The sequence below is a fragment of the Labrys sp. Lb11 genome, assembly GCF_057554225.1.
This window is the reverse complement of record NZ_BAAJOT010000009.1, coordinates 175275-196407: the sequence shown is the minus strand read 5'-3', so window position 1 is coordinate 196407 and position 21133 is coordinate 175275. Positions and strand designations below refer to the sequence as shown.

Annotated in this window: 19 protein-coding genes; 17 read left to right on the top strand and 2 right to left on the bottom strand. The window is 69.6% G+C overall.

Annotated elements, in window-relative coordinates; genetic code table 11:
* Positions 1 to 7 precede the first annotated feature (7 nt).
* Positions 8 to 994 (bottom strand): inositol 2-dehydrogenase, encoded by a 987-nt coding sequence (gene iolG, locus AC27L4_RS29720; protein ID WP_487146240.1) that lies wholly within the window; start codon positions 992 to 994, stop codon positions 8 to 10.
* 307 nt (positions 995 to 1301) lie between these two features.
* On the opposite strand from iolG, the gene AC27L4_RS29715 reads away from it, so the two are divergent.
* The 6 genes from AC27L4_RS29715 to AC27L4_RS29690 all read left to right on the top strand — a co-directional run bounded on the left by AC27L4_RS29715 (position 1302) and on the right by AC27L4_RS29690 (position 9248).
* Complete coding sequence (locus tag AC27L4_RS29715; protein ID WP_487146239.1) at positions 1302 to 3218, top strand: bifunctional 5-dehydro-2-deoxygluconokinase/5-dehydro-2-deoxyphosphogluconate aldolase; 1917 nt, start codon at positions 1302 to 1304, stop codon at positions 3216 to 3218.
* Between the two features lie 69 nt (positions 3219 to 3287).
* On the top strand, positions 3288 to 5135 hold the full coding sequence (gene iolD / locus AC27L4_RS29710; RefSeq protein WP_487146238.1) for a 3D-(3,5/4)-trihydroxycyclohexane-1,2-dione acylhydrolase (decyclizing): 1848 nt from the start codon (positions 3288 to 3290) through the stop codon (positions 5133 to 5135).
* A gap of 56 nt (positions 5136 to 5191) precedes the next feature.
* Positions 5192 to 6076, top strand: coding sequence for a myo-inosose-2 dehydratase (gene iolE / locus AC27L4_RS29705; RefSeq protein WP_487146237.1), 885 nt, complete (start codon positions 5192 to 5194; stop codon positions 6074 to 6076).
* Positions 6077 to 6144: 68 nt separating this feature from the next.
* Entirely contained in the window at positions 6145 to 6942 is a 798-nt protein-coding gene (iolB, locus tag AC27L4_RS29700) for a 5-deoxy-glucuronate isomerase (protein ID WP_487146236.1), read from the top strand.
* A gap of 256 nt (positions 6943 to 7198) precedes the next feature.
* Positions 7199 to 7531, top strand: a complete 333-nt coding sequence (locus AC27L4_RS29695; protein WP_487146235.1) for a rhodanese-like domain-containing protein — start codon at positions 7199 to 7201, stop codon at positions 7529 to 7531.
* A 211-nt stretch (positions 7532 to 7742) separates the two neighbouring features.
* Positions 7743 to 9248: a calcium-binding protein gene (locus tag AC27L4_RS29690; protein ID WP_487146234.1), complete on the top strand. Its 1506-nt coding sequence runs from the start codon at positions 7743 to 7745 to the stop codon at positions 9246 to 9248.
* An 11-nt stretch (positions 9249 to 9259) separates the two neighbouring features.
* Here the strand turns inward: AC27L4_RS29690 and AC27L4_RS29685 are convergent, their stop codons facing one another.
* Positions 9260 to 10276, bottom strand: coding sequence for a S1C family serine protease (locus AC27L4_RS29685; protein ID WP_487146233.1), 1017 nt, complete (start codon positions 10274 to 10276; stop codon positions 9260 to 9262).
* A gap of 210 nt (positions 10277 to 10486) precedes the next feature.
* On the opposite strand from AC27L4_RS29685, the gene pdxY reads away from it, so the two are divergent.
* The 11 genes from pdxY to AC27L4_RS29630 all read left to right on the top strand — a co-directional run bounded on the left by pdxY (position 10487) and on the right by AC27L4_RS29630 (position 21131).
* Positions 10487 to 11335, top strand: coding sequence for a pyridoxal kinase PdxY (pdxY, locus tag AC27L4_RS29680; protein ID WP_487146232.1), 849 nt, complete (start codon positions 10487 to 10489; stop codon positions 11333 to 11335).
* Positions 11336 to 11358: 23 nt separating this feature from the next.
* Positions 11359 to 12315 (top strand): PhzF family phenazine biosynthesis protein, encoded by a 957-nt coding sequence (locus AC27L4_RS29675; protein WP_487146231.1) that lies wholly within the window; start codon positions 11359 to 11361, stop codon positions 12313 to 12315.
* Positions 12308 to 13015: an NUDIX hydrolase gene (locus AC27L4_RS29670; RefSeq protein WP_487146230.1), complete on the top strand. Its 708-nt coding sequence runs from the start codon at positions 12308 to 12310 to the stop codon at positions 13013 to 13015. Before AC27L4_RS29675 ends, AC27L4_RS29670 begins: the two co-directional genes overlap by 8 nt.
* A gap of 293 nt (positions 13016 to 13308) precedes the next feature.
* Entirely contained in the window at positions 13309 to 13803 is a 495-nt protein-coding gene (locus tag AC27L4_RS29665) for a (2Fe-2S)-binding protein (protein WP_487146229.1), read from the top strand.
* A gap of 67 nt (positions 13804 to 13870) precedes the next feature.
* A complete protein-coding gene (locus AC27L4_RS29660; RefSeq protein ID WP_487146228.1) occupies positions 13871 to 16240 on the top strand; it encodes a xanthine dehydrogenase family protein molybdopterin-binding subunit in 2370 nt (789 codons plus the stop codon).
* 92 nt (positions 16241 to 16332) lie between these two features.
* A complete protein-coding gene (locus AC27L4_RS29655) occupies positions 16333 to 17130 on the top strand; it encodes an FAD binding domain-containing protein (protein WP_487146227.1) in 798 nt (265 codons plus the stop codon).
* A gap of 16 nt (positions 17131 to 17146) precedes the next feature.
* Positions 17147 to 17926: an O-acetyl-ADP-ribose deacetylase gene (locus AC27L4_RS29650; RefSeq protein WP_487146226.1), complete on the top strand. Its 780-nt coding sequence runs from the start codon at positions 17147 to 17149 to the stop codon at positions 17924 to 17926.
* A gap of 6 nt (positions 17927 to 17932) precedes the next feature.
* Positions 17933 to 18856, top strand: a complete 924-nt coding sequence (locus AC27L4_RS29645; protein ID WP_487146225.1) for an AAA family ATPase — start codon at positions 17933 to 17935, stop codon at positions 18854 to 18856.
* Positions 18856 to 20061 (top strand): vWA domain-containing protein, encoded by a 1206-nt coding sequence (locus tag AC27L4_RS29640; RefSeq protein ID WP_487146224.1) that lies wholly within the window; start codon positions 18856 to 18858, stop codon positions 20059 to 20061. The genes AC27L4_RS29645 and AC27L4_RS29640 overlap by 1 nt, the downstream gene beginning before the upstream one ends.
* A gap of 35 nt (positions 20062 to 20096) precedes the next feature.
* Complete coding sequence (locus tag AC27L4_RS29635; protein ID WP_487146223.1) at positions 20097 to 20423, top strand: XdhC family protein; 327 nt, start codon at positions 20097 to 20099, stop codon at positions 20421 to 20423.
* A gap of 3 nt (positions 20424 to 20426) precedes the next feature.
* Entirely contained in the window at positions 20427 to 21131 is a 705-nt protein-coding gene (locus AC27L4_RS29630; protein ID WP_487146222.1) for an XdhC family protein, read from the top strand.
* Positions 21132 to 21133: the final 2 nt, after the last annotated feature.

Here is a 21133-nt window from a genome sequence, read left to right as displayed (position 1 = left end):
AGGCCGGCTAGATCCGAACGGTCTGGCCGGTCTTTGCCGATTCCGTTGCGGCATCGGCCAGGATCTGCGCCTTCAGGCCGTCATGGCCCGAGGGGCTCGGCGCGGCGCCGCCGATGACGGCATCGAGAAAGGCGGTCATCTCCGCCTTGTAGGCCTCGGCATAGCGCTCCAGGAAGAAGTCCTGCACCGGATCGGCCAGCAGGCCGGCCGATGTGGCGAGCTCCACCGTGGTGCGCGGCACGTTATGGGCGCGGATCATGCCCTTCTGGCCGTGCACCTCGATGCGCTGGTCGTAGCCATAGGTCGCCCGGCGCGAATTGGTGATCTGGCAGATCTTCCCCGAGGCGGTCTTCAGCAGCACTGCCGCGGTGTCGACGTCGCCGGCCGCTCCGATCGCCGGATCGACCAGCGACGAGCCGACCGCATGCACCTCCACCGGCTCCTCCTCGAGGAGGAAGCGGGCAAGGTCGAGATCGTGGATCATCATGTCGCGGAACAGGCCGCCGGAGGACTGGATGTAGGAGACCGGCGGCGGGCCCGGATCGCGCGAGATGATCGAGACCAGCTCGACGGCGCCGATCGCGCCCTCGCCGATGCGGCGCTTCAACGCCCCGAAATTGGTGTCGAAGCGGCGGTTGAAGCCGATCATCAGCGGCGTTCCCGCCTTCTCCACGATGGCGAGGCATGCGCGGATGCGCTCGGCCGAGAGATCCACGGGCTTCTCGCAGAATGCCGCCTTCCCGGCTCCGGCCGCCCGCTCGATCAGATCGGCATGGGTCGTGGTCGGCGTGCAGATCAGCACCGCATCGACATCTGACGCGGTCACGGCCGCGTCGAGGGCGCGCACCTCGGCGCCGGTCTCGGCCGCCAGGGCCTCGGCCGAGGGCGCATGCGGGTCCGACACCGACACCAGCTTCGCCTTGGGATGCAGCGCCGCATTGCGCCCATGGATCTTGCCGATCCGTCCCGCCCCCAACACCGCCAACCGCACCATGTCTCTCTCCCTTGGGTTGCTGTCGCGCCGGCCGGGCGCCAAGCCTGTCGATCCTGCCGGCCTCCGCCGCTCGCGCGAGAGGACACCGTCATGTCGATGCCCACAAATGGCATTTTAATTCCACATTGACAACAGAATAGAATATATGTTTCGTATTGCCATCGTATCGCATCGCAGGTTCGCAGCCTCCGGCCTCGTTCCGCCAGTCCGGCGGCGACACGCCGGGCGGGATCGGTATGATCCCGGGTGGGATCGGTACGCCGTCAAAGGCAAAACGACGCCGTATCAGCGGCGGGGGAGGATTTCGATGCAACCGTCGCAGCTCGACGTCGTCACCATCGGCCGCTCCTCGGTGGACCTCTACGGCCAGCAGGTCGGGGGGCGCCTGGAGGACATGGCCTCCTTCACCAAGGCCGTCGGCGGCTGCCCTGCCAATATCGCCATCGGCACGGCCCGTCTCGGCTTGCGCTCGGCGCTGATCACCCGCGTCGGCGACGAGGCCATGGGCCGCTTCATCCGCGAGCAGATGCTGCGCGAGGGGGTCGAGGTCCGCGGCATCCGCACCGACAAGGAGCGCCTGACCGCCCTGGTCATCCTCGGGGTGCGCGACGAAAAGCAGTTCCCGCTGATCTTCTACCGCGACAACTGCGCCGACATGGCGCTGGACGAGTCGGACATCGACGAGGCGCTGGTCGCCTCGGCCGCCGCCGTCGTCGTCACCGGCACGCACTTCTCCAAGCCCAACACCGATGCCGCCCAGCGCAAGGCCATCCGGATCGCCCGGGCGCATGGCCGCAGGGTCGTGTTCGACATCGACTACCGCCCCAATCTCTGGGGCTTGGCTGGGCACGATGCCGGCGATGGCCGCTACATCCGCGCCGAGCACGTCACCCGGCACCTGATGGCCATCCTGCCCGACTGCGACCTGATCGTCGGCACCGAGGAAGAGCTGCACATCGCCGGCGGCTCGGAGGACACGCTGGAGACGCTGCGCCGCATCCGCGCCGTCACCAAGGCCACCATCGTGTGCAAGCGCGGACCGATGGGCTGCGTCGTCTTCCCCGGCGCCATCCCCGCCTCGCTCGACGAGGGCGTGCGCGGCCCGGGCTTTCCGGTCGAGGTCTACAACGTGCTCGGGGCGGGCGACGCCTTCATGTCCGGCTTCCTGCGCGGCTGGCTGCGCGACGAGCCGCTGGAGACCTGCTGCGCCTATGCCAACGCCTCCGGCGCCTTCGCCGTCTCCCGCCTGCTCTGCTCGCCCGAGATCCCGACCTTCCGGGAGCTGAACTACTTCCTGGAGAACGGCAGCCCCCACAAGGCGCTGCGCAAGGACGCCACCATCAACCACCTCCATTGGGCCACCACCCGCCGTCCCGGTCCGCCTGGCCTGATGGCGTTCGCGATCGACCATCGCATGCAGATGGAGGCGATGGCCGACGAGGCCGGCGTCGGCCGCGAGCGCATCGCCCCCTTCAAGGTGCTGGCGGTCGAGGCCGCGGCGCGCGTCGCCGGCGGGCGGCCTGGCTTCGGCATGCTGATCGACGGCACCCATGGCCGCGAGGCGCTGTTCCGCGCCGCCGACCATCCGTTCTGGATCGGCCGCCCGGTCGAGCTGCCGGGCTCGCGGCCGCTGGAGTTCGAGGGCCCCGCCGACCTCGGCAGCGGGCTGATCGAATGGCCGGTCGGCCACACCATCAAATGCCTGTGCTTCTATCACCCGGACGACCCGCCGGAGCTGAAGGCGCGGCAGGAGCGCGAGCTCACGCGCCTCCACGCCGCCGCGCGCCTCGTCGGCCGCGAGCTCCTGGTCGAGATCATCGCCGGCAAGCACGGCCCGCTGAAGGACGACACCGTCTCTTCCATCGTCGAGCGGCTCTACGGCCTCGGCATCAAGCCCGACTGGTGGAAGCTCGAGCCCTTGACCAGCGCCGCGGCCTGGCGCGCCGTCGGGCAGGTGATCGAGCGCAACGATCCGCTCTGCCGCGGCATCGTGCTGCTCGGCCTGGAGGCGCCGGAGGCGGACCTCGAAGCCGCTTTCGCCGTCGCCGCGGGCGAGGCCACGGTCAAGGGCTTCGCGGTCGGCCGCACCATCTTCAACGATGCGGCGCGGGCCTGGCTGCGCGGCGAGATCGACGATGAAGCCGCCATCGCCGCGATGGCGGCCAAGTTCGGCCGGCTGGTCGAGGCCTGGCAGCGGGCGGCTGGACTGGAGCGGGCGGCGTAACATCGACGGCAAACGGCTTGCCGGCAGGGCCGATCGGGCCGAGAAAAGATGATCGACGGGAGAACGTCCATGAACACGATCCGCCTCACCATGGCGCAAGCCCTGGTCCGTTTCCTCGCCGCGCAGAAGACGGTGATCGACGGCCAGACCCTGCCGATCTTCGCAGGCGTCTTCGCCATCTTCGGCCATGGCAACGTCGCCGGCCTCGGCGAGGCGCTCTACCAGGTGCGCGAGGCGCTGCCGACGCTGCGCGCCCACAACGAGCAGTCGATGGCCCATGCCGCCACCGCCTTCGCCAAGGCCTCGCGCCGGCGCCGCTTCATGGCCGTGACCTCCTCCATCGGCCCGGGGGCCACCAACATGGTGACGGCCGCCGCCGTCGCCCATGTCAACCGCCTGCCGCTGCTGCTCCTGCCCGGCGATGTCTTCGCCAACCGCCGGCCCGACCCGGTGCTGCAGCAGATCGAGGATTTCGGCGACGGCACCGTCTCGCCCAACGATTGCTTCCGCCCGGTGTCGCGCTATTTCGATCGCATCGCCCGGCCCGAGCAGCTCATCCCCGCCCTCGCCCGCACCATGGCCGTGCTCACCGATCCGGCCGAATGCGGCCCGGTGACCCTGGCCCTGTGCCAGGATACCCAGGCCGAGGCCCATGACTATCCCGTCTCGATGTTCGAGGAACGGATCTGGACGCCGCGCCGCGTCCGGCCCGACGAGGACGAGCTTGCCGCCGCCATCGCGGCGCTCAAGGCGGCGCGCCGGCCGGTGATCATCGCCGGCGGCGGCGTCCTCTACTCGCAGGCCGAGGGCGCCCTCGCCGCCTTCGCCGACAAGCACGGCATCCCGATCGGCGAGACCAATGCCGGCAAGAGCTCGGTCGCCTTCGACCATCCGCTCGGCATGGGCGCCGTCGGCGTCACCGGCACCGGCGCCGCCAATACGCTGGCCGAGGACGCCGACCTCGTCCTCGCCGTCGGCACCCGCCTGCAGGACTTCACCACCGGCTCCTGGGCGCTGTTCAAGGGCGACGGCCGGCGCATCGTCGGCCTCAACACCCAGCCCTTCGACGCCGGCAAGCACCGCGCCCTGCCGCTGGTCTGCGACGCCCGCGCCGGCTTGGAGCTGCTCACGGCCGGGCTCGGCGGCTGGACGGCCCCCGCCGCCTGGACCGCCAAGGCCAAGGCCGGCAAGGCGGACTGGGAGAAGACCGCCGCCCGCTACACCGGCCCGACCAACGCCGAACTGCCCTCCGACGCCCAGGTCATCGGCGCGGTGCAACGCGCCGGCGCCCGCTCGGACGTGGTGGTCTGCGCCGCGGGCGGCCTGCCGGGCGAGTTGCACAAGCTCTGGCAGGCCGGCGCACCCGGCGGCTACCACATGGAGTACGGCTATTCCTGCATGGGCTACGAGATCGCCGGCGGACTCGGCGTCAAGATGGCCGATCCGAGCCGCGAGGTCGTCGTCATGGTCGGCGACGGCTCCTACCTCATGGCCAATTCGGAGATCGCCACCGCGGTGATGCTGGGCGTCAAGCTCACCATCGTCGTGCTCGACAACCGCGGCTTCGGCTGCATCAACCGCCTGCAGATGGCCACCGGCGGCGCCAACTTCAACAATCTCCTGCGCGACGCCCGGCACGAGACCCTGCCGGCCATCGACTTCGCCGCACATGCCGCCAGCCTCGGCGCCTCGGCCGTCAAGGTGAAGGGCATCGGCGAGTTGGAGGAGGCCCTGAAGGCCGCCCGCGGCGCCGGCATCACCACGGTGATCGTCATCGACACCGATCCCCTGCCCTCCACCGACGCCGGCGGCGCCTGGTGGGACGTGGCGGTGCCGGAGGTGTCGCAGCGCGGCGAGGTCGAGGCCGCCCGGCGCCGCTATGTCGAGGCGCGCACCCTGCAGCACCAGGGCGATTGAGGCCGTTCTTCTTCCCCGGCGAGGTCCGGGCCACGGGATATCTGGAGACCGAACATATGCCAATCCGCATCGGGGCGAACCCCATCGGCTGGTCCAACGACGACATGCCTGAGCTCGGCGGCGAGACGCCGCTCGAGACCTGCCTGGCCGAAGCCAGGCAGGTCGGCTTCGAGGGCATGGAGCTCGGCAACAAGTTCCCCCGTCAGGCGGAGGCGCTCAAGCAGGCGCTCGCGCCCTTCGGCCTCGCCTGTGTCGGCGGCTGGTATTCGCTGGAGCTGCTCGACCGCGACGCCAAGGCCGAGTTCGCTGCCGCGCGCGCCCATCTCGACCTGCTCAAAGCCATGGGCTCGAAGGTGTTCATCGTCGCCGAGACCTCGAACGCCATCCACGGCGACCGCTCCAGGCCGTTGTCGCAGCGCCCGGTGCTGCCGGCCGACGCCTGGGCCGGCTACGGCGCCCGCATCACCGAGTTCGCAGAGATGATCCTGGCGGAGGGCCTGCGGCTGGTCTACCACCACCATATGGGCACGATCGTCCAGTCGGAGGCCGACATCCACGCCCTGATGGCGGCGACCGGCCCGGCCTTCCACCTGCTGCTCGACACCGGCCATGCCACCTGGGGCGGTGCCGACCCGGCCGATCTGGCCCGCCGCTACCGCGGCCGCATCAGCCACGTCCACACCAAGGACGTCCGTGCCGACGTCCGCAAGGCGTCCGAGGCCGGTGACTGGAGCTTCCTCGACAGCGTCATCGCCGGCGTCTACACCGTGCCGGGCGACGGCATGATCGACTTCGCCGCCGTGTTCCGCGAGCTGCCGGGCTATTCGGGCTGGGTCGTCGTCGAGGCCGAGCAGGACCCGAAGAAGGCCAACCCGCTGCAATACGCGCTCAAGGGCTATGCCCACCTGACCCGGACCCTGAAGGAAGCCGGGCTGGCCTGACGCGCCGCCCGCTTTCAAGACCCTGACCGTCGGCGGGGTGCCGGCTGCACCCCCGCATGGAGGCTCCCATGTCCAAGCTTCTCGTCAAACCCAACCGCGGCGGCGGTCCGGTCCATCGGGTCACGCCGGCCTCGGCCGGCTGGACCTATGTCGGCTTCGAGGTGCACGACCTGCGGCCCGGCGAGACGCTGGGCGCCGGGACGGGCGATACCGAGGTCTGCCTGGTGCTGGTCGCCGGCAAGGCGCGCATCTCGGCGGGCGGCCAGGACTTCGGCGTGATCGGCGGGCGCGCCGATCCGTTCGAGGGGCCGCCCTGGTCAGTCTATGTGCCGGCCAAGGCGGGCTACGAGGTGACGGCCGAGACGGATGTCGAGCTCGCCGTCTGCGCGGCGCCCGGCACGGGGCGCCTGCCGGCCCGGGTCATCGGCCCGGACGAGGTCGGCCAGGAGATACGCGGCAAGGGCTCGAACACCCGCTACGTCCGCAACATCCTGCCGGATTCGAGCCCGCACGCCGAAAGCCTGCTGGTTGTGGAGGTGATCACCCCGCCGGGCAACTGGTCGAGCTATCCCCCGCACAAGCACGACCGGGATGCGCTGCCGGCGGAGAGCTATCTGGAGGAGACCTACTACCACCGCCTGTCCCCGCCACAGGGCTATGGCGTCCAGCGCGTCTACACCGACGACCGCTCGCTCGACGAGACCATGGCCTTCGGCGACCGCGACGTGGTGCTGGTGCCGCGCGGCTACCATCCGGTCGGCGCGGCGCATGGCTACGAACTCTACTACCTCAACGTCATGGCCGGACCGAAGCGGACCTGGAGGTTCCACAACGATCCAGACCATGAATGGTTGATGCGCAGCTGAGAAATGGCGATAGGCTGGTCGGGCGCTTCCGTCGAAGAGCGGGCCCCGACCGGCATGATCATCGAGCGGCGTCTTGGGGAGACGGGGCCGGTGCCGCCCCAGCCCGTGGTGGCGCCGGCCGGCGTCGATGCGCCCATCGCTCGGGCACGACACCATGGCGACCGCGTCTGAAGGGCCGAGGTCGCCCTCGCTTCCAGGTTCTGACCTGCGCACCGCTCTGCTATAAGGCGGTGTTGCGACAGTCGAGTACCATCCCATGCCCACACCGGACGGCCCGTTCTTCGCCCTGGACGCGGAGGAAACCAAGAACCTGCTCAAAGCCGGCTCGATCCTGCTGGTCGACGTGCGCGAGCCCCACGAGTTCGCCCAGGCGCGCATTGCCGGGGCCGTCAACCTGCCGCTGTCGCGCTTCGATCCCGAAGAAGTGCCCACCGACGAGCGCCGCCGCGTGGTGTTCTCCTGCGGCGCGGGCATGCGCTCGTTCAAGGCGCTCGAACTGGCCAGCGCCGCCGGTCTCGGCGTCGACACCCACCTCGGCGGCGGCCTGAAGGCCTGGCTCGCCGCCGGCCTGCCGGTCGAGCGGGGCTGAAAGCGGGGCAGGCCGAGCCCATCTTCCCGTCAGACTCCTCCCACGACGGCACCGTAGTATTACGCAGTGGAATCCCGCCGCTCTTCAGAATTGACGCTAAGGCATGAGATGTCCTATGCTGGCGGTTAGCGATACTCCAGCCTCTCAAGCGCGGAGGATGTCGTTTGTCCCATCAGGCCGCAGTTGGCACGGGTCAAGCAGGGAGGGCGGGATGCCCACTTACACTGGTACCTCGTACAGCGAGGTCCTGACCGGCAGCCCCGGCGATGACATCATCATCGGCATGGGCGGCTACGACACCCTTACCGGCGGCGGCGGCAACGACATTTTCGTCTTCAGCAACACCGGCCCTGGCCTCGGCAACAACACTATCCGGGACTTCAGTCCCGGCGACCGGATCGATCTATCAGACCTCGGCGTCTACGCCTTCGCGGATCTGGCGTCCTTCATATCGCAGGACGGTCCCGACGCGCTGATCTACTTCGGCACCTCAGCCTGGATCAGGCTGAAGGGGATCGCGATCTCCTCCCTCACCGCCGCAGACTTCGTGTTCGACACCCGCAGCGGGCCGCGGACGATGATCGGCACGGGCGACGCGCCGGTGTTCAGATTCAGCGTCCTGTTCGGCGGCCCCGGCGACGACACGTTCATTGGCGGCAATCAAAGAGACATCTACACTGGTGGCGGCGGCAACGACACCTACATCTTCCGCCGCCGATTCAGCGCGGACACCATTACCGATTTCGGCCGGGGTGACCGCATCGATCTCAGCGCTCTCGGGATTCCGGACATGAGCGCCCTGTCGCTGTTGCTGGAGCAGCATGGCTCGGACCTAGTCATCCGGTCGTTCTACCATAGCTCAGATGAGATCCTCATCCTGAAAGGCGTCACGGCCGCATCGCTCACCGCCAAGAATTTCATCTTCGATACCAGCACGGCGCCTCGGACCCTGACCGGGACCCTTTACCGTGATTGTCTGTTTGGCGGCATCGGCGACGACAGCCTGAACGGGGGCAACTCCAACGATATCTTGGTCGGCGGCCGCGGCAATGACACGCTGAACGGCGGATGGGGCGACGACAGGTTGATCGGCGGCGCTGGATACGACACCGTAGTCTACACAGGCCTTCGCGGCGGCGGTGTCACCGTCGATCTTGCCCTGAGCGGCCCGCAGCGGACCGGCGGCGGCGGCATCGACACGCTCTCCGGCATCGAGCGGATCCACGGCAGCGGATATCGTGACGTCCTCTCCGGCAACGACGGCTTCAACCGCCTGATCGGCATCGCCGGCAACGACGTGCTGGATGGGCGCGGCGGCCACGACGTGCTCATCGGCGGCACCGGCAACGATGTGCTCATCGGCGGTGGCGGGCGCGACATCCTGACCGGCGGTGCCGGAGCCGACACTTTCGCCTTCGACGCCAGGCCCGACAGCGCCGAGTTCGACACCGTCACCGACTTCGTCTCCGGCACCGACCGGCTGCGCATCGACGCCTCCGTTTTCGGCGGCGGCCTCGTCGCCGGCGGCGGCATCACGCTGGTCTCCGGCGCCAACCCGACGCCCGCCGGCCATTCCGGCGGCGTCTTCCTCTACAACGCCGCGACGGGCGCTCTCGCCTATGACGCGGACGGCGACGGCGCCGGCCTCGCGCAGGTCTTCGTCAGACTTTCCGGCCGTCCGGGGCTGGCGGCGACCGATTTCGAGGTGATCGCCTGAGAGAAGGCCCCTCAGGAGCCCCGGCGCTCGAGCGGCGTCACCTCGAACACCCGCGCCCGGCCGTTGCGCAGGACATCGAGCACGACGCGGCGGCCGATACGGGTCTCGTTCAGCAGGCGGATCAGGTCGTCGGCGCCGGTGACGGCGTGGCCGTCGAGCGCCACGACGATGTCGCCCATCAGAAGGCCGGTGCTGTCCGCCGGGCTGCCGGTCTCGACCGAGGCGATCATCACGCCGCTCGCCTGCTCGACGCCCGTCGCCATCTGGACGCGGCGGTGGATGGCTGCCGGCTGGGCGGCGACGCCGATCGAGGCGCGGCGCACCCGGCCGTGGCGGATGAGCTGGCCCATGACGAAGCTGGCCGTGTTCGAGGCCACGGCGAAGCAGATGCCCTGGGCGCCCATGATCACCGCCGTGTTGATGCCGATCACCTCGCCGCGCGAGGACACCAGCGCTCCGCCGGAATTGCCGGGGTTGAGGGCGGCGTCGGTCTGGATCACGTCGTCGATCAGCCGGCCATTCTTGGCGCGCAGCGAGCGGCCGAGCGCCGAGACGACGCCGGCCGTCACCGTCGCCTCGAAGCCGAGCGGATTGCCGATGGCGACCGCCACCTGCCCGCGCTTCAACGCCCCCGAGTCGCCAAGGCGCGCCGTCGGCAGGCTCACCGGCTGCTCGATGTGGACGAGCGCGAGATCCGTGTCGGGATCATCGCCGATCAGCCGGGCGTCGAAGTGGCGGCCGTCCGGCGTCTGCACGCCGACGCGGGCTGCGCCCTGCGCGACATGGCTGTTGGTCAGCACCAGGCCGTCCGGCGACAGGATGACGCCCGAGCCGGAGCCGGCGGGCCGGCCGTTCTGGCGGATGTCGAGCTTGACCACGGCGGGACCGACCCGCTCGGCCACGTCGGTGACGGCGGCGGAATAGGCATCGAGCAGGGCCGCGTCACCGTGCGCGGACGGCTGGGGCTGGGAGGACGAGAGAGGCGTGGGGTCCTCGTCGAGGACGTGGAGAGGCGTGATGTCGAGCATTGGGATCGGCCGTCGCAGGGGATCGGAGAGCCTTGATGTGGGCATGAGCCGGCGGCAGGGGAAGGGCCGCACCCCCGCGGCGCCGGCATGCCGGTCAGGCGGGCCCGGCATCCGTCCGCGGAGGCGCTGATGCCTGGCATCACAAATTCTCGTTCGCGCGATACGCTCCGCCGTGCTGTTATCGCGCGCCCGCAACAGTGTCCCCCGCGCATGAACATCCTGTCCATCCAGTCCTGGGTCGCCTACGGCCATGTCGGCAACGCCTCGGCCGTCTTCCCGATGCAGCGGCTCGGCTGCGAGGTCTGGGCCATCCACACCGTGCAGTTCTCCAACCACACCGGCTACGGCGCCTGGAAGGGACGGGTGTTCGACGGCCCGATGATCGACGAGTTGGTCGAGGGCATCGCCCAGCGCGGCGTGCTGCCGCGCTGCGACGGCGTGGTGTCGGGTTACATGGGCTCCGCCGATATCGGCACCGCCATCCTCTCCGCCGTGGCGCGGGTGCGCGCCGCCAATCCGGCCGCCACCTATTGCTGCGATCCGGTGATCGGCGATATCGGCACCGGTGTCTATGTGCGCCCCGGCATCGCCGAGTTCATGCGCGACAAGGCCGTGCCGGCCGCCGACGTGATCACGCCCAACCAGTTCGAGCTGGAACTGCTGACCGGCCGGACGGTGAAGCGCATCGACGACGCCAAGGCCGCGGTGGCGCGCCTGCATGCGCTGGGGCCGAAGGCGGTGCTGGTCACCTCCCTCGTCACCGAGGAGACGCCGGCCGACGCCATCGACCTCGCCGCCTCCGACGGCACCGGATTCTGGCGCGTGCGCACGCCCCGGCTCGGCCTCAATGCCAGTGGCGCCGGCGACGCGATCGCCGCCCTGTTCAACCTGCACTGGAAGCGGACAGGCTCGGCCGCCGAAGCGCTCGGCAATGCCGCCGCCTCGATCTACGGCCTGCTCAAGCGCACCGCCGAGGCCGGTTCGACCGAGATCCTGCTGGTCGCGGCGCAGGACGAGTTCGTCACGCCGACCCGGCGCTTCCCGGTCGAGCAGGTCTGAGTCACTCCAGCCCAGGGCGTGCCATGCCCCGCCGTTTCGTCACCCTCGACGTCTTCACCGACACCCCGCTCGCCGGCAATCCCCTCGCCGTCGTCCTCGATTCCGAGGGCCTCGACGCCGCGGCGATGCAGGCGATCGCCCGCGAGTTCAACCTGTCGGAGACGGTGTTCGTGCTGCCGCCGGAAGAGCCGGGGCAGCGCGCCCGCATCCGCATCTTCACGCCCGGCATCGAGATGCCATTCGCCGGCCATCCCACCGTCGGCACCGCCGTGCTCCTCGCCACGCTCGATTCTCCCGGCGCATCGGCTGATGTCGCCGGCGCATCGGCTGATGTCGCCGGCGCGTCGGACGATGCCGCCGGGGAGGTGCGTTTCGGTCTGGGGGAGAACATCGGCACCGTGCCTTGCGCCGTCAGGCTCGCTCCGGGCGGCGGCTTTGCCCGGTTCTGGCTGCCGAGACTGCCGCAGCGCCACGGCGAGGCCGCGGATCCGGCTCTGCTCGCCCGCGCCCTCGGCCTGGCGACAGCGGATCTCGGCTTCGATGACCACACGCCGACCGTCTACAGCGCCGGCTTTCCCTATTGCCTGATCCCGCTGCGCAGCCTCGACGCCATCGGCCGGATCAGGATCGATACCGTGGTCTGGCGCGAGGCGTTCGGCCAGGACGGGCTCGGCTCGGCCTATGCCTATACCCGCGAAACCGCCCGCCCCGACAGCGCCTTCCACGCCCGCATGTTCTCCCCCGGCGACGGCATTCCGGAAGACCCGGCGACCGGGTCGGCGGTGGCGGCACTCGCCGGGGCGATCCATGCGTTCGGGAAGCTCGCCGACGGCGAGCGTGGCTTCCGCATCGAGCAGGGCTTCGAGATGGGACGCCCGTCCCTGATCGAGCTCACCGTGACCGTCAGCGCGGGAGAGCTGGCCGCCGCCAGCATCGGCGGCGCGGCGGTGCTCGTCAGCGAGGGCAGGCTGAATGTCTGACGAGATTCGCATCCTCGCGGTGGACGCCCTCGATACCCGATTCGAGCCGCGGCCCTGGCCGTTCGCCGAGGAGAATCGCGATCGGATCGCGGCGCACTGGGCCGCGCTGGTCGAAGCCAAGCCGGCCCTTTTCAACGGCCCGGTGCTGCTGCTGCACCGCTGGTCGGTCGCCGATGGCGTGTTCTCCGGCGACTACCTCATGACCGACTATGCCAGCTTCCTCGCCTGGCGCGACTTCGGCCATCCCGATCGCGAGAAGTGGAACGGCTTCGCCATGGCAGCGCTGAGCTCGGCCGAGGGCCATTTCCTGCTCGGCGAGATGGCCCCCCACACCGCCAACGCCGGCGCCGTCTATTTTGCCGCAGGCACGCCGGACCCCTCCGACATCGTCGGCGAGCGGGTCGACCTGTCCGGCTCGGTGCTGCGCGAGCTGCAGGAGGAAACCGGCCTCGGCCCGGACGACGTCGCCGCCGATCCCGGCTGGACCATCCTGGTGCACGGGCCGCGCATCGCCATGATGCGACGCTTGCGCTCTCCGCTTCAAGGCATTGACTTGAAATCAAAAATCGAAGATTTCCTGGCCGCTGACCAGCACCCGGAACTCGTGCGGATGCACGTCGTCGCCGGCCTGGCCGACCTGATGCGCGACCGCATGCCGGCCTTCCAGATCGCCTATCTCGAACACGCGCTCGGCCGCTGAGCCCGGGCAAGCCCCGGTCCCGGCGGGACGAAGCTGTTCCCGGTTCCCCCCGATCGGGCGAACGGCAGCCGGCCGCGGCGGGGCAAAATCGCGCAAATCGGCTGAAAACCCCCGCGAATCCGGTGGTAAACTTTTGAACGATCGGCCTTGACCCCGAAAACAGGGCAGTTCAGAGTGTTTCCAAGGTCGCGAACTCCTTCGCGCCTTTCCCGCCCATCCCGCGAACTTTCCTAAGCGCTGCCGCGGCCAAGAAATTCCGGGCGTTCCCGCCCGCAAACGTTTGGAGGACACCCATGGCTTCCGTATCCCTGACGGTCAACGGTAAAACCGTCAACGCGGATGTCGACCCCCGCACCCTGCTGGTCGAGTTTCTGCGCGAGCACATGCGCCTGACCGGCACCCATGTCGGCTGCGACACCAGCCAATGCGGCGCCTGCCTGGTGCATATCGACGGCGTTGCGGTGAAGTCCTGCACCACCCTCGCCGTGCAGGCCAGCGGCAAGTCGGTCACCACCATCGAAGGGCTGGCCGTCAACGGCAACCTGCACCCGATGCAGGAGGCCTTCCGCGAGCATCATGGCCTGCAGTGCGGGTTCTGTACGCCGGGCATGATCATGTCGGCCGTCGACATCGTCAACCGCAAGGGCCACGACCTCGACGAGCACACCATCCGCGAGGAGCTCGAGGGCAACATCTGTCGCTGCACCGGCTATCACAACATCGTCAAGGCCATCGCCGCCGGCGCCGCCGCCATGGCAGGGTCGGACGTCCGCCAAGCCGCCGAATGAGTCCCAAGGCCGCGCACTGCGCGGCTCTTTGTTGACCCCAACAAGATCATCATTTGGAGGAATCGCGATGACCGCGACCGGAGTCGGCGCCTCGGTGCGCCGCAAGGAAGACCTTCGCTTCATCACCGGCAAAGGCAACTACACCAGCGACATCAACCGTGCGGGCCAGGCTCATGCCTATTTCCTGCGTTCGCCGCACGCCCATGCCAAGATCAGGTCGATCGACCTGCAGGCTGCCCGGCACATGCCCGGCGTGGTCGACATCTACACCGGCGAGGATCTGGCGGCCGACAAGGTCGGCGGGCTGATCTGCGGCTGGATGATCCATTCCAAGGACGGCACGCCGATGCGGGCGGGCCCGCACCCGGCCCTCGCCCAGGGCAAGGTTCGCCATGTCGGCGACCAGGTCGCGGTGGTCGTCGCCGACACCCTGGCCCAGGCCAAGGACGCGGCCGAGGCGATCGTCGTCGACTACGAGGTGCTGCCGGCCGTGGTCGACACCGCGCGGGCCCAGGACAAGGGCGCGCCGCAGGTGCACGACGTCGCGCCGAACAACACCATCTTCGACTGGCATCTCGGCGACAAGGCCGCGACGGACGCCGCCTTCGCCAAGGCCAAGCACGTCACGAAGCTGGAGATCGTCAACAACCGCCTCGTGCCCAACCCGATGGAGCCGCGCGCGGCCGTCGGCGATTATGATGCCGGCACCGAGAGCTACACGCTCTACACCACCTCGCAGAACCCGCATGTCGCCCGCCTGGTGCTGTCGGCCTTCATCGGCATCGCGCCGGAGAACAAGCTGCGCGTCATCGCCCCCGATGTCGGCGGCGGCTTCGGCTCGAAGATCTTCATCTATGCCGAGGAGACGGTCTGCGTCTGGGCCTCGCGTCGGGCCGGCCGCCCGGTGAAGTGGACCAGCGACCGCACCGAGGCCTTCCTGGTCGACGCCCATGGCCGCGACCACGTCACCCATGCCGAGCTGGCCATGGACGAGAACAACAAGATTCTCGGCATGCGGGTGAAGACCATCGCCAATCTCGGCGCCTACATGTCGACCTTCTCGTCCTCGGTGCCGACCTATCTCTATGCGCCGCTGCTGTCGGGCCAGTACGACATCCCCGCGATCTATGCCGAGGTCGACGCGGTCTATACCAACACCGCGCCGGTCGACGCCTATCGCGGCGCCGGCCGACCGGAGGCCACCTTCGTGGTTGAGCGCCTAGTCGAGGTGGCGGCGCGCGAGCTCGGCATGGACCCGGCCAAGTTCCGCAGGAAGAACTTCGTCCGGAAGTTCCCGCACCAGACGCCGGTGATCATGGCCTATGACGCGGGCGACTATGCCGCCTCGCTGGACAAGGCGATGGAGCTGCACGACGTCAAGGGCTTCCCGGCCCGCCGCCGCGCCTCCGCCCGCAACGGCAAGCTCAGGGGTCTGGGCTATTCCGCCTATATCGAGGCCTGCGGCATCGCCCCGTCGGCAGCGGTCGGCTCGCTCGGTGCCGGCGTCGGCCTGTGGGAGTCGGCGGAGATCCGGGTCAACCCGGTCGGCACCGTCGAAGTGCTCACCGGTTCGCACAGCCATGGCCAGGGCCACGAGACCACCTTCGCCCAGCTCGTCTCCGACCGGCTCGGCATCGACATCAACTCCGTCTCCATCGTCCACGGCGACACCGACAAGGTGCAGTTCGGCATGGGCACCTACGGCTCGCGCTCCGGCGCGGTCGGCATGTCGGCCATCGTCAAGGCGGTCGAGAAGGTGATCGCCAAGGGCAAGAAGGTCGCGTCCTACGTGCTCGAAGCCTCCGAGGGCGACATCGAGTTCAAGGACGGGCGCTTCACCGTTGCCGGGACCGACAAGGGCCTGGGATTCGGCGAGGTGGCGCTGCAGGCCTATATCGCCCACAAGTTCTCCGGCCAGGAGTTGGAGCCGGGACTGAAGGAGGGCGCGTTCTACGACCCGACCAACTTCACCTTCCCGGCCGGCGTGCATATCTGCGAGCTGGAGATCGATCCGGAGACCGGCGTCACCACCATCGATCGCTGGACCGCTGTCGACGACTTCGGCGAGCTGATCAATCCGATGATCGTCGAGGGCCAGGTCCATGGCGGCATCGCCCAGGGCGTCGGCCAGGCATTGCTGGAAGGCACGGTCTACAATGCCGACGGCCAGCTCCTGACCGCCTCCTACATGGACTACTGCATGCCGCGCGCCGACAACCTGCCGTCCTTCAATGTCGGCATGACCAAGACGCGCTGCCCCTCCAACCCGCTCGGCATCAAGGGCTGCGGCGAGGCCGGCGCGATCGCGGCGCCTCCGGCGGTGATCAACGCCCTCACCGACGCCATCGGCAGCGAGGACGTGCCCATGCCGGCCACGCCCCAGGCGCTCTGGCTGGCCGTGCAGCGCGCCAACAAGCTGCGCAAGGCCGCGGAATAGCACGGACCCAGCCGGGAGGCGGCCACCGCCTTCCGGCCGATCTTCGCCCGGATTCTCGTGGGCCCGACCCACGCTCCATCAGGAGGACCCCCATGTACGCCTTCAACTATCAGCGCCCGGCTTCGCTCCGCGCCGCCGTCGCCGCGCTCGCCAAGGCCGAGGACGGCAAGCTGCTCGCCGGCGGCCACACGCTGATCCCGACCATGAAGCAGCGCCTGGCCAGCCCCGGCACCCTCGTCGATCTCGGCGGCGCCGCCGAACTCGTCGGCATCGAGGTCAAGGGCCGCGCCGTGGTGATCGGCGCGATGACGCCGCACGGCCAGGTCGCCACCAGCCCGGCCGTGGCCGAGGCGATCCCCGCCCTCGCCCATCTCGCCGGCCTGATCGGCGATCCCGCGGTCCGCGCGCGCGGCACGATCGGCGGCTCGATCGCCAACAACGACCCGGCGGCCGACTACCCCGCCGCGGCCCTGGCCCTCGGCGCCACCATCGTCACCAACCGCCGCCGCATCCCGGCCGACGAGTTCTTCACCGGCCTGTTCAGCACCGCGCTGGAGGACGGCGAGGTCATCGTCCGCGTCACCTTCCCGATCCCGGGCCGGGCCGGCTACGTCAAGTTCCCGAATCCCGCCTCGCGCTACGCCCTGGTCGGCGTGTTCGTCGCCAAGCGCGGCGCCAGCGTGCGCGTCGCGGTGACCGGTGCCGGCTCGGACGGCGTGTTCCGCCACACCGCCGCGGAGGAGGCCCTGTCCAAGCGCTTCTCGCCCAAGGCGCTCGACGGCGTCAGCCTCTCGGCCGACGGCCTCAACGGCGACATCCATGCGAGCGCCGACTATCGCGCCCACCTGATCGGCGTGATGACCCGCCGCGCGGTCGCGGCGGCGCAGTAGCCCGGCTGGCCGGGCGATGGCGGCCCTGGTCGGCGGCGTCAAGGTCGATCTCGTCACCGGCGACATCACCAGGCTCGCCGTCGACGCCATCGTCAACGCCGCCAACTCCTCGCTGCTCGGCGGAGGCGGCGTCGACGGCGCGATCCATCGCGCCGCCGGTCCGGAGCTGGTGATGGAGTGCCGAATGCTCGGCGGCTGCAAGCCGGGGGAGGCCAAGGTCACCGCAGGCTACCGGTTGCCGGCGCGCCATGTCGTCCACACCGTCGGCCCGGTGTGGAACGGCGGCAGCGGCGGCGAGGACGACGTGCTTGCCGCCTGCTATGCCAGCTGCTTCGCCATGGCCCGCAGCCACGGGTTCGGGTCGATCGCCTTCCCGGCGATCTCCACGGGCATCTACCGCTTCCCCGTCGACCGGGCCGCCGCCATCGCGGTCCGCACCACGGTCGAGGCCCTCGGCCGGCCCGGCCGGCTGGAACGCGTGATCTTCTGCTGCTTCGACGCCGCGAATGCCGCAACCTACGAGCGGGCGCTCGCCGAAGCGGGGCTGGATTTGCGCGCGGCCCCCCTGACGTCCGGGCCGCGAAGGCCTATATCATCGGACGATATCGAGCAGGGCGTCCCGGACCGGAGCGCGGTTCCGGCCCGGGACGCCCTGCTCGGACTTTCAGAATCCGCGGACTGTCAGGGTCGCTCCGCGAGAGAGCCCGGCAGTTCCGCTCGGGGAGCCGAGAGCGGGTCGCCGGGTCTTCGCCAAATCCCGACGCGGCGCCCGAGGCGCCGCACGACAAGAGGTTGAGGTTTCATGACTGCTGCGCCTGCCCTTCCCGCTTCGATCGACGCGACGACCACGCTCCTGGCGGGCGCGGACTATGTCGCCGGGCGCGACCTTGCCACCGTGCTGTTCCTGGCGCTGCGGATGAAGCGGCCGCTGTTCCTGGAGGGCGAGGCCGGGGTCGGCAAGACCGAGATCGCCAAGGTCCTGTCCAAGGTGCTCGGCCGCCCCCTCATCCGCTTGCAATGCTATGAAGGCCTCGACATCGCCTCCGCCGTCTACGAGTGGAACACCATGGCGCAGATGGTCGAGATCCGCCTCGCCGAGGCGGCGGGCGACGTCGACCGCACCGCGCTGGGCAGCGAGGTCTTCTCCGAGCGCTTTCTCAACCGCCGGCCGGTGCTGCAGGCGCTGACGCCGGGCATCGGCGGCGCGCCGGTGCTGCTGATCGACGAGCTCGACCGCACCGACGAGGCCTTCGAGGCCTATCTCCTGGAGGTACTCTCCGATTTCCAGGTGACCATCCCCGAGCTCGGCACCATCAGGGCGCCCGAGCCGCCGATCGTGATCATCACCTCCAACCGCACCCGCGAGATCCACGACGCGCTCAAGCGCCGCTGCCTCTACCACTGGGTCGACTATCCCAGCGCCGAGCGCGAGCTGGAGATCCTGCGCCGCAAGGTGCCCGGCGTCGCCGCCCGCCTGTCGCGCGAGGTGGTGGGCTTCGTCCAGGCCATCCGCAAGGAGGATCTGTTCAAGGCGCCCGGCGTCGCCGAGACGCTCGACTGGGCGACGGCCCTGACCGAGCTCGACGCGGTGGCACTCGACCCGGCGCTGGTGTCCGACACGCTCGGCGTGCTGCTGAAATACCAGGACGACATTGCGCGCATCTCCGGCGCCGAGGCCAAGCGGCTGATCGACGGCATGCGCGCGGAGCTGCAGGCGGCGCAGTGATGAGCGAACCCACCGGGCGCCTTGCCGAGAACATCGTCTACTTCGCCCGGTGCCTGCGCGAAGCCGGGTTGCCCGTGGGGCCCGCTTCGGTGCTCGACGCCGTCGCCGCCGTCGAGACGGCGCGGATCGGCAACCGCGAGGACTTCTACTGGACGCTGCATGCCGTCTTCGTGAAGCGGCACGAGCAGTCCCTGCTGTTCGAGCAGGCATTCGCCATCTTCTGGCGCAAGCGCGCCCTGATGGAGAAGCTCATCGCCATGCTGTCGCCGGCTGCGATCGACCGGTCGCAGAAGCGCTCCAAGCCGCAGGCGGGCAGCCAGCGCGTCAACGATGCGATGTTCAAGCAGGCGCCGAAGGACGTGGCCGAGGACAAGGTGCTCGAGCTCGACGCCAAGCTGACCGTGTCCGAGCGCGAGGTGCTCAAGGACAAGGACTTCGCGCAGATGAGCGCGGCCGAGATCGCCAAGGCCAAGCGCGAGATGGCGCGGCTGCGCATGCCGGTCGACCTCGTCGAGACCCGGCGCCTGGTGCCCGGCGACGGCCGGACCATTGACCTGCGCCGCACCCTGCGCTCGGCCATGCGCAATGCCGGCCACGTGGTCGACATCGCCTTCCGCGCCCCGGCGCGCAAGCACCCGCCGATCGTGGCGCTGTGCGACATTTCCGGCTCGATGGCCGATTATTCCCGGCTGTTCCTGCACTTCCTCCACGCCGTGTCCGAGCAGGGCCGGCGGGTGCATGCCTTCGTCTTCGCCACGCGCCTCACCAACATCACCCGGGCCCTGCGTACCAAGGATCCGGACGTGGCGCTGGAGCAGTGCAGCAAGATGGTGAAGGACTGGGACGGCGGCACGCGCATCGCCCATTGCCTCGAGCGCTTCAACAAGGACTGGTCGCGCCGGGTGCTCGGCCAGGGCGCCATCGTGCTGCTGATCACCGACGGGCTGGAGCGGCATGTCGATGCCGGGCTGGTGCACGAGATGGACCGGCTGCACCGGTCCTGCCGGCGCTTCATCTGGCTCAACCCGCTGCTGCGGTTCCAGGCCTTCGAGGCGCGGGCGGCGGGCATCAAGGCGATGCTGCCGCATGTGGACGAATTCAGGACCATGCACAATCTCAGGAGCATGGGCGACTTGGTCCAGGCCTTGGGGCGCGAGGCCGACGCCGCGTCCGATCCGGCGGCGTGGCTGAGGAAGGTGGCCTGACCGCCCCGCCGGGAGAGGGATAGGAGACACGAGCTATGGATCTGGCATCCGACAGCGACATCCTGGCCAGGGCCGAAGCCTGGCGCGAGTCCGGCAAGGGCGTGGCCATTGCCACCGTGGTGGAGACCTGGGGCTCGGCGCCGCGCCCCGTCGGCTCCAGCCTGGTCATCGACGAGGACGGCAACTTCCTCGGCTCGGTCTCGGGCGGTTGCGTCGAGGGCGCGGTCGTGGCCGAGGCCGTGGAGGTGATCGGCTCCGGCCAGCCCAGGATGCTCGAGTTCGGCGTCGCCGACGAGACGGCCTGGCGGGTCGGCCTCTCCTGCGGCGGTTCGATCAAGGTCTATGTCGAGAAGCTGGACTGAATCATGAAGCTCGCCTCTCTCAAGGCCGTCAACGCGGCGCGCGCCGCCCGGCGTCCCGTCGTCCTGGTCACCGACATCGGCACGGGCGAGGAGCGGGTCGTGGAGGGGGCGCCGCTGCCGGGCGATCCCCTTGCCGCCGCCATCGCCGAGCAGGTCCGCAAGGGCAAGTCGGCCACCGTGGAGCATGACGGGCGGTCGTTCTTCCTGACCGTGCACGTGCCGCCGGTGAAGCTGGTGATGATCGGCGCGGTGCATATCAGCCAGGCCCTGGTGCCGCTCGCCCGCCTGCTCGGACACGAGCCCGTCGTCGTCGACCCGCGTACCGCCTTTGCGACGTCCGAGCGCTTTCCCGACGGCACGCTGATCGCCGAATGGCCCGACGTCGCCCTGCCTCCGCTCGGCATCGACCGCTACACCGCCTTCGTGGCGCTGACCCACGACCCCAAGATCGACGACCCGGCATTGCACCATGCCCTGGAGCGCGAGTGCTTCTACATCGGCGCTCTCGGCTCGCGGAAGACCCATGCCCGCCGGCTCGATCGGCTGCGGGAGGCCGGCTTCTCCGATGCCGCCCTCGCCCGGATCCGCGCGCCGATCGGCCTCGACATCGGCGCGATCAGCCCGGCCGAGATCGCCGTCTCCATCGTCGCCGAGATCACCGCGGCGCTCAGGCTGGAGAGCGGCGAGAAGCGGGCAAGGGCGGCCTGAGC

Coding starts and splice junctions, on each gene's coding strand:
- iolG (WP_487146240.1), bottom strand. CDS start 994: ATGGTGCGGTTGGCGGTGTTGGGGGCGGGACGGATCGGCAAGATCCAT.
- AC27L4_RS29715 (WP_487146239.1), top strand. CDS start 1,302: ATGCAACCGTCGCAGCTCGACGTCGTCACCATCGGCCGCTCCTCGGTG.
- iolD (WP_487146238.1), top strand. CDS start 3,288: ATGAACACGATCCGCCTCACCATGGCGCAAGCCCTGGTCCGTTTCCTC.
- iolE (WP_487146237.1), top strand. CDS start 5,192: ATGCCAATCCGCATCGGGGCGAACCCCATCGGCTGGTCCAACGACGAC.
- iolB (WP_487146236.1), top strand. CDS start 6,145: ATGTCCAAGCTTCTCGTCAAACCCAACCGCGGCGGCGGTCCGGTCCAT.
- AC27L4_RS29695 (WP_487146235.1), top strand. CDS start 7,199: ATGCCCACACCGGACGGCCCGTTCTTCGCCCTGGACGCGGAGGAAACC.
- AC27L4_RS29690 (WP_487146234.1), top strand. CDS start 7,743: ATGCCCACTTACACTGGTACCTCGTACAGCGAGGTCCTGACCGGCAGC.
- AC27L4_RS29685 (WP_487146233.1), bottom strand. CDS start 10,276: ATGCTCGACATCACGCCTCTCCACGTCCTCGACGAGGACCCCACGCCT.
- pdxY (WP_487146232.1), top strand. CDS start 10,487: ATGAACATCCTGTCCATCCAGTCCTGGGTCGCCTACGGCCATGTCGGC.
- AC27L4_RS29675 (WP_487146231.1), top strand. CDS start 11,359: ATGCCCCGCCGTTTCGTCACCCTCGACGTCTTCACCGACACCCCGCTC.
- AC27L4_RS29670 (WP_487146230.1), top strand. CDS start 12,308: ATGTCTGACGAGATTCGCATCCTCGCGGTGGACGCCCTCGATACCCGA.
- AC27L4_RS29665 (WP_487146229.1), top strand. CDS start 13,309: ATGGCTTCCGTATCCCTGACGGTCAACGGTAAAACCGTCAACGCGGAT.
- AC27L4_RS29660 (WP_487146228.1), top strand. CDS start 13,871: ATGACCGCGACCGGAGTCGGCGCCTCGGTGCGCCGCAAGGAAGACCTT.
- AC27L4_RS29655 (WP_487146227.1), top strand. CDS start 16,333: ATGTACGCCTTCAACTATCAGCGCCCGGCTTCGCTCCGCGCCGCCGTC.
- AC27L4_RS29650 (WP_487146226.1), top strand. CDS start 17,147: ATGGCGGCCCTGGTCGGCGGCGTCAAGGTCGATCTCGTCACCGGCGAC.
- AC27L4_RS29645 (WP_487146225.1), top strand. CDS start 17,933: ATGACTGCTGCGCCTGCCCTTCCCGCTTCGATCGACGCGACGACCACG.
- AC27L4_RS29640 (WP_487146224.1), top strand. CDS start 18,856: ATGAGCGAACCCACCGGGCGCCTTGCCGAGAACATCGTCTACTTCGCC.
- AC27L4_RS29635 (WP_487146223.1), top strand. CDS start 20,097: ATGGATCTGGCATCCGACAGCGACATCCTGGCCAGGGCCGAAGCCTGG.
- AC27L4_RS29630 (WP_487146222.1), top strand. CDS start 20,427: ATGAAGCTCGCCTCTCTCAAGGCCGTCAACGCGGCGCGCGCCGCCCGG.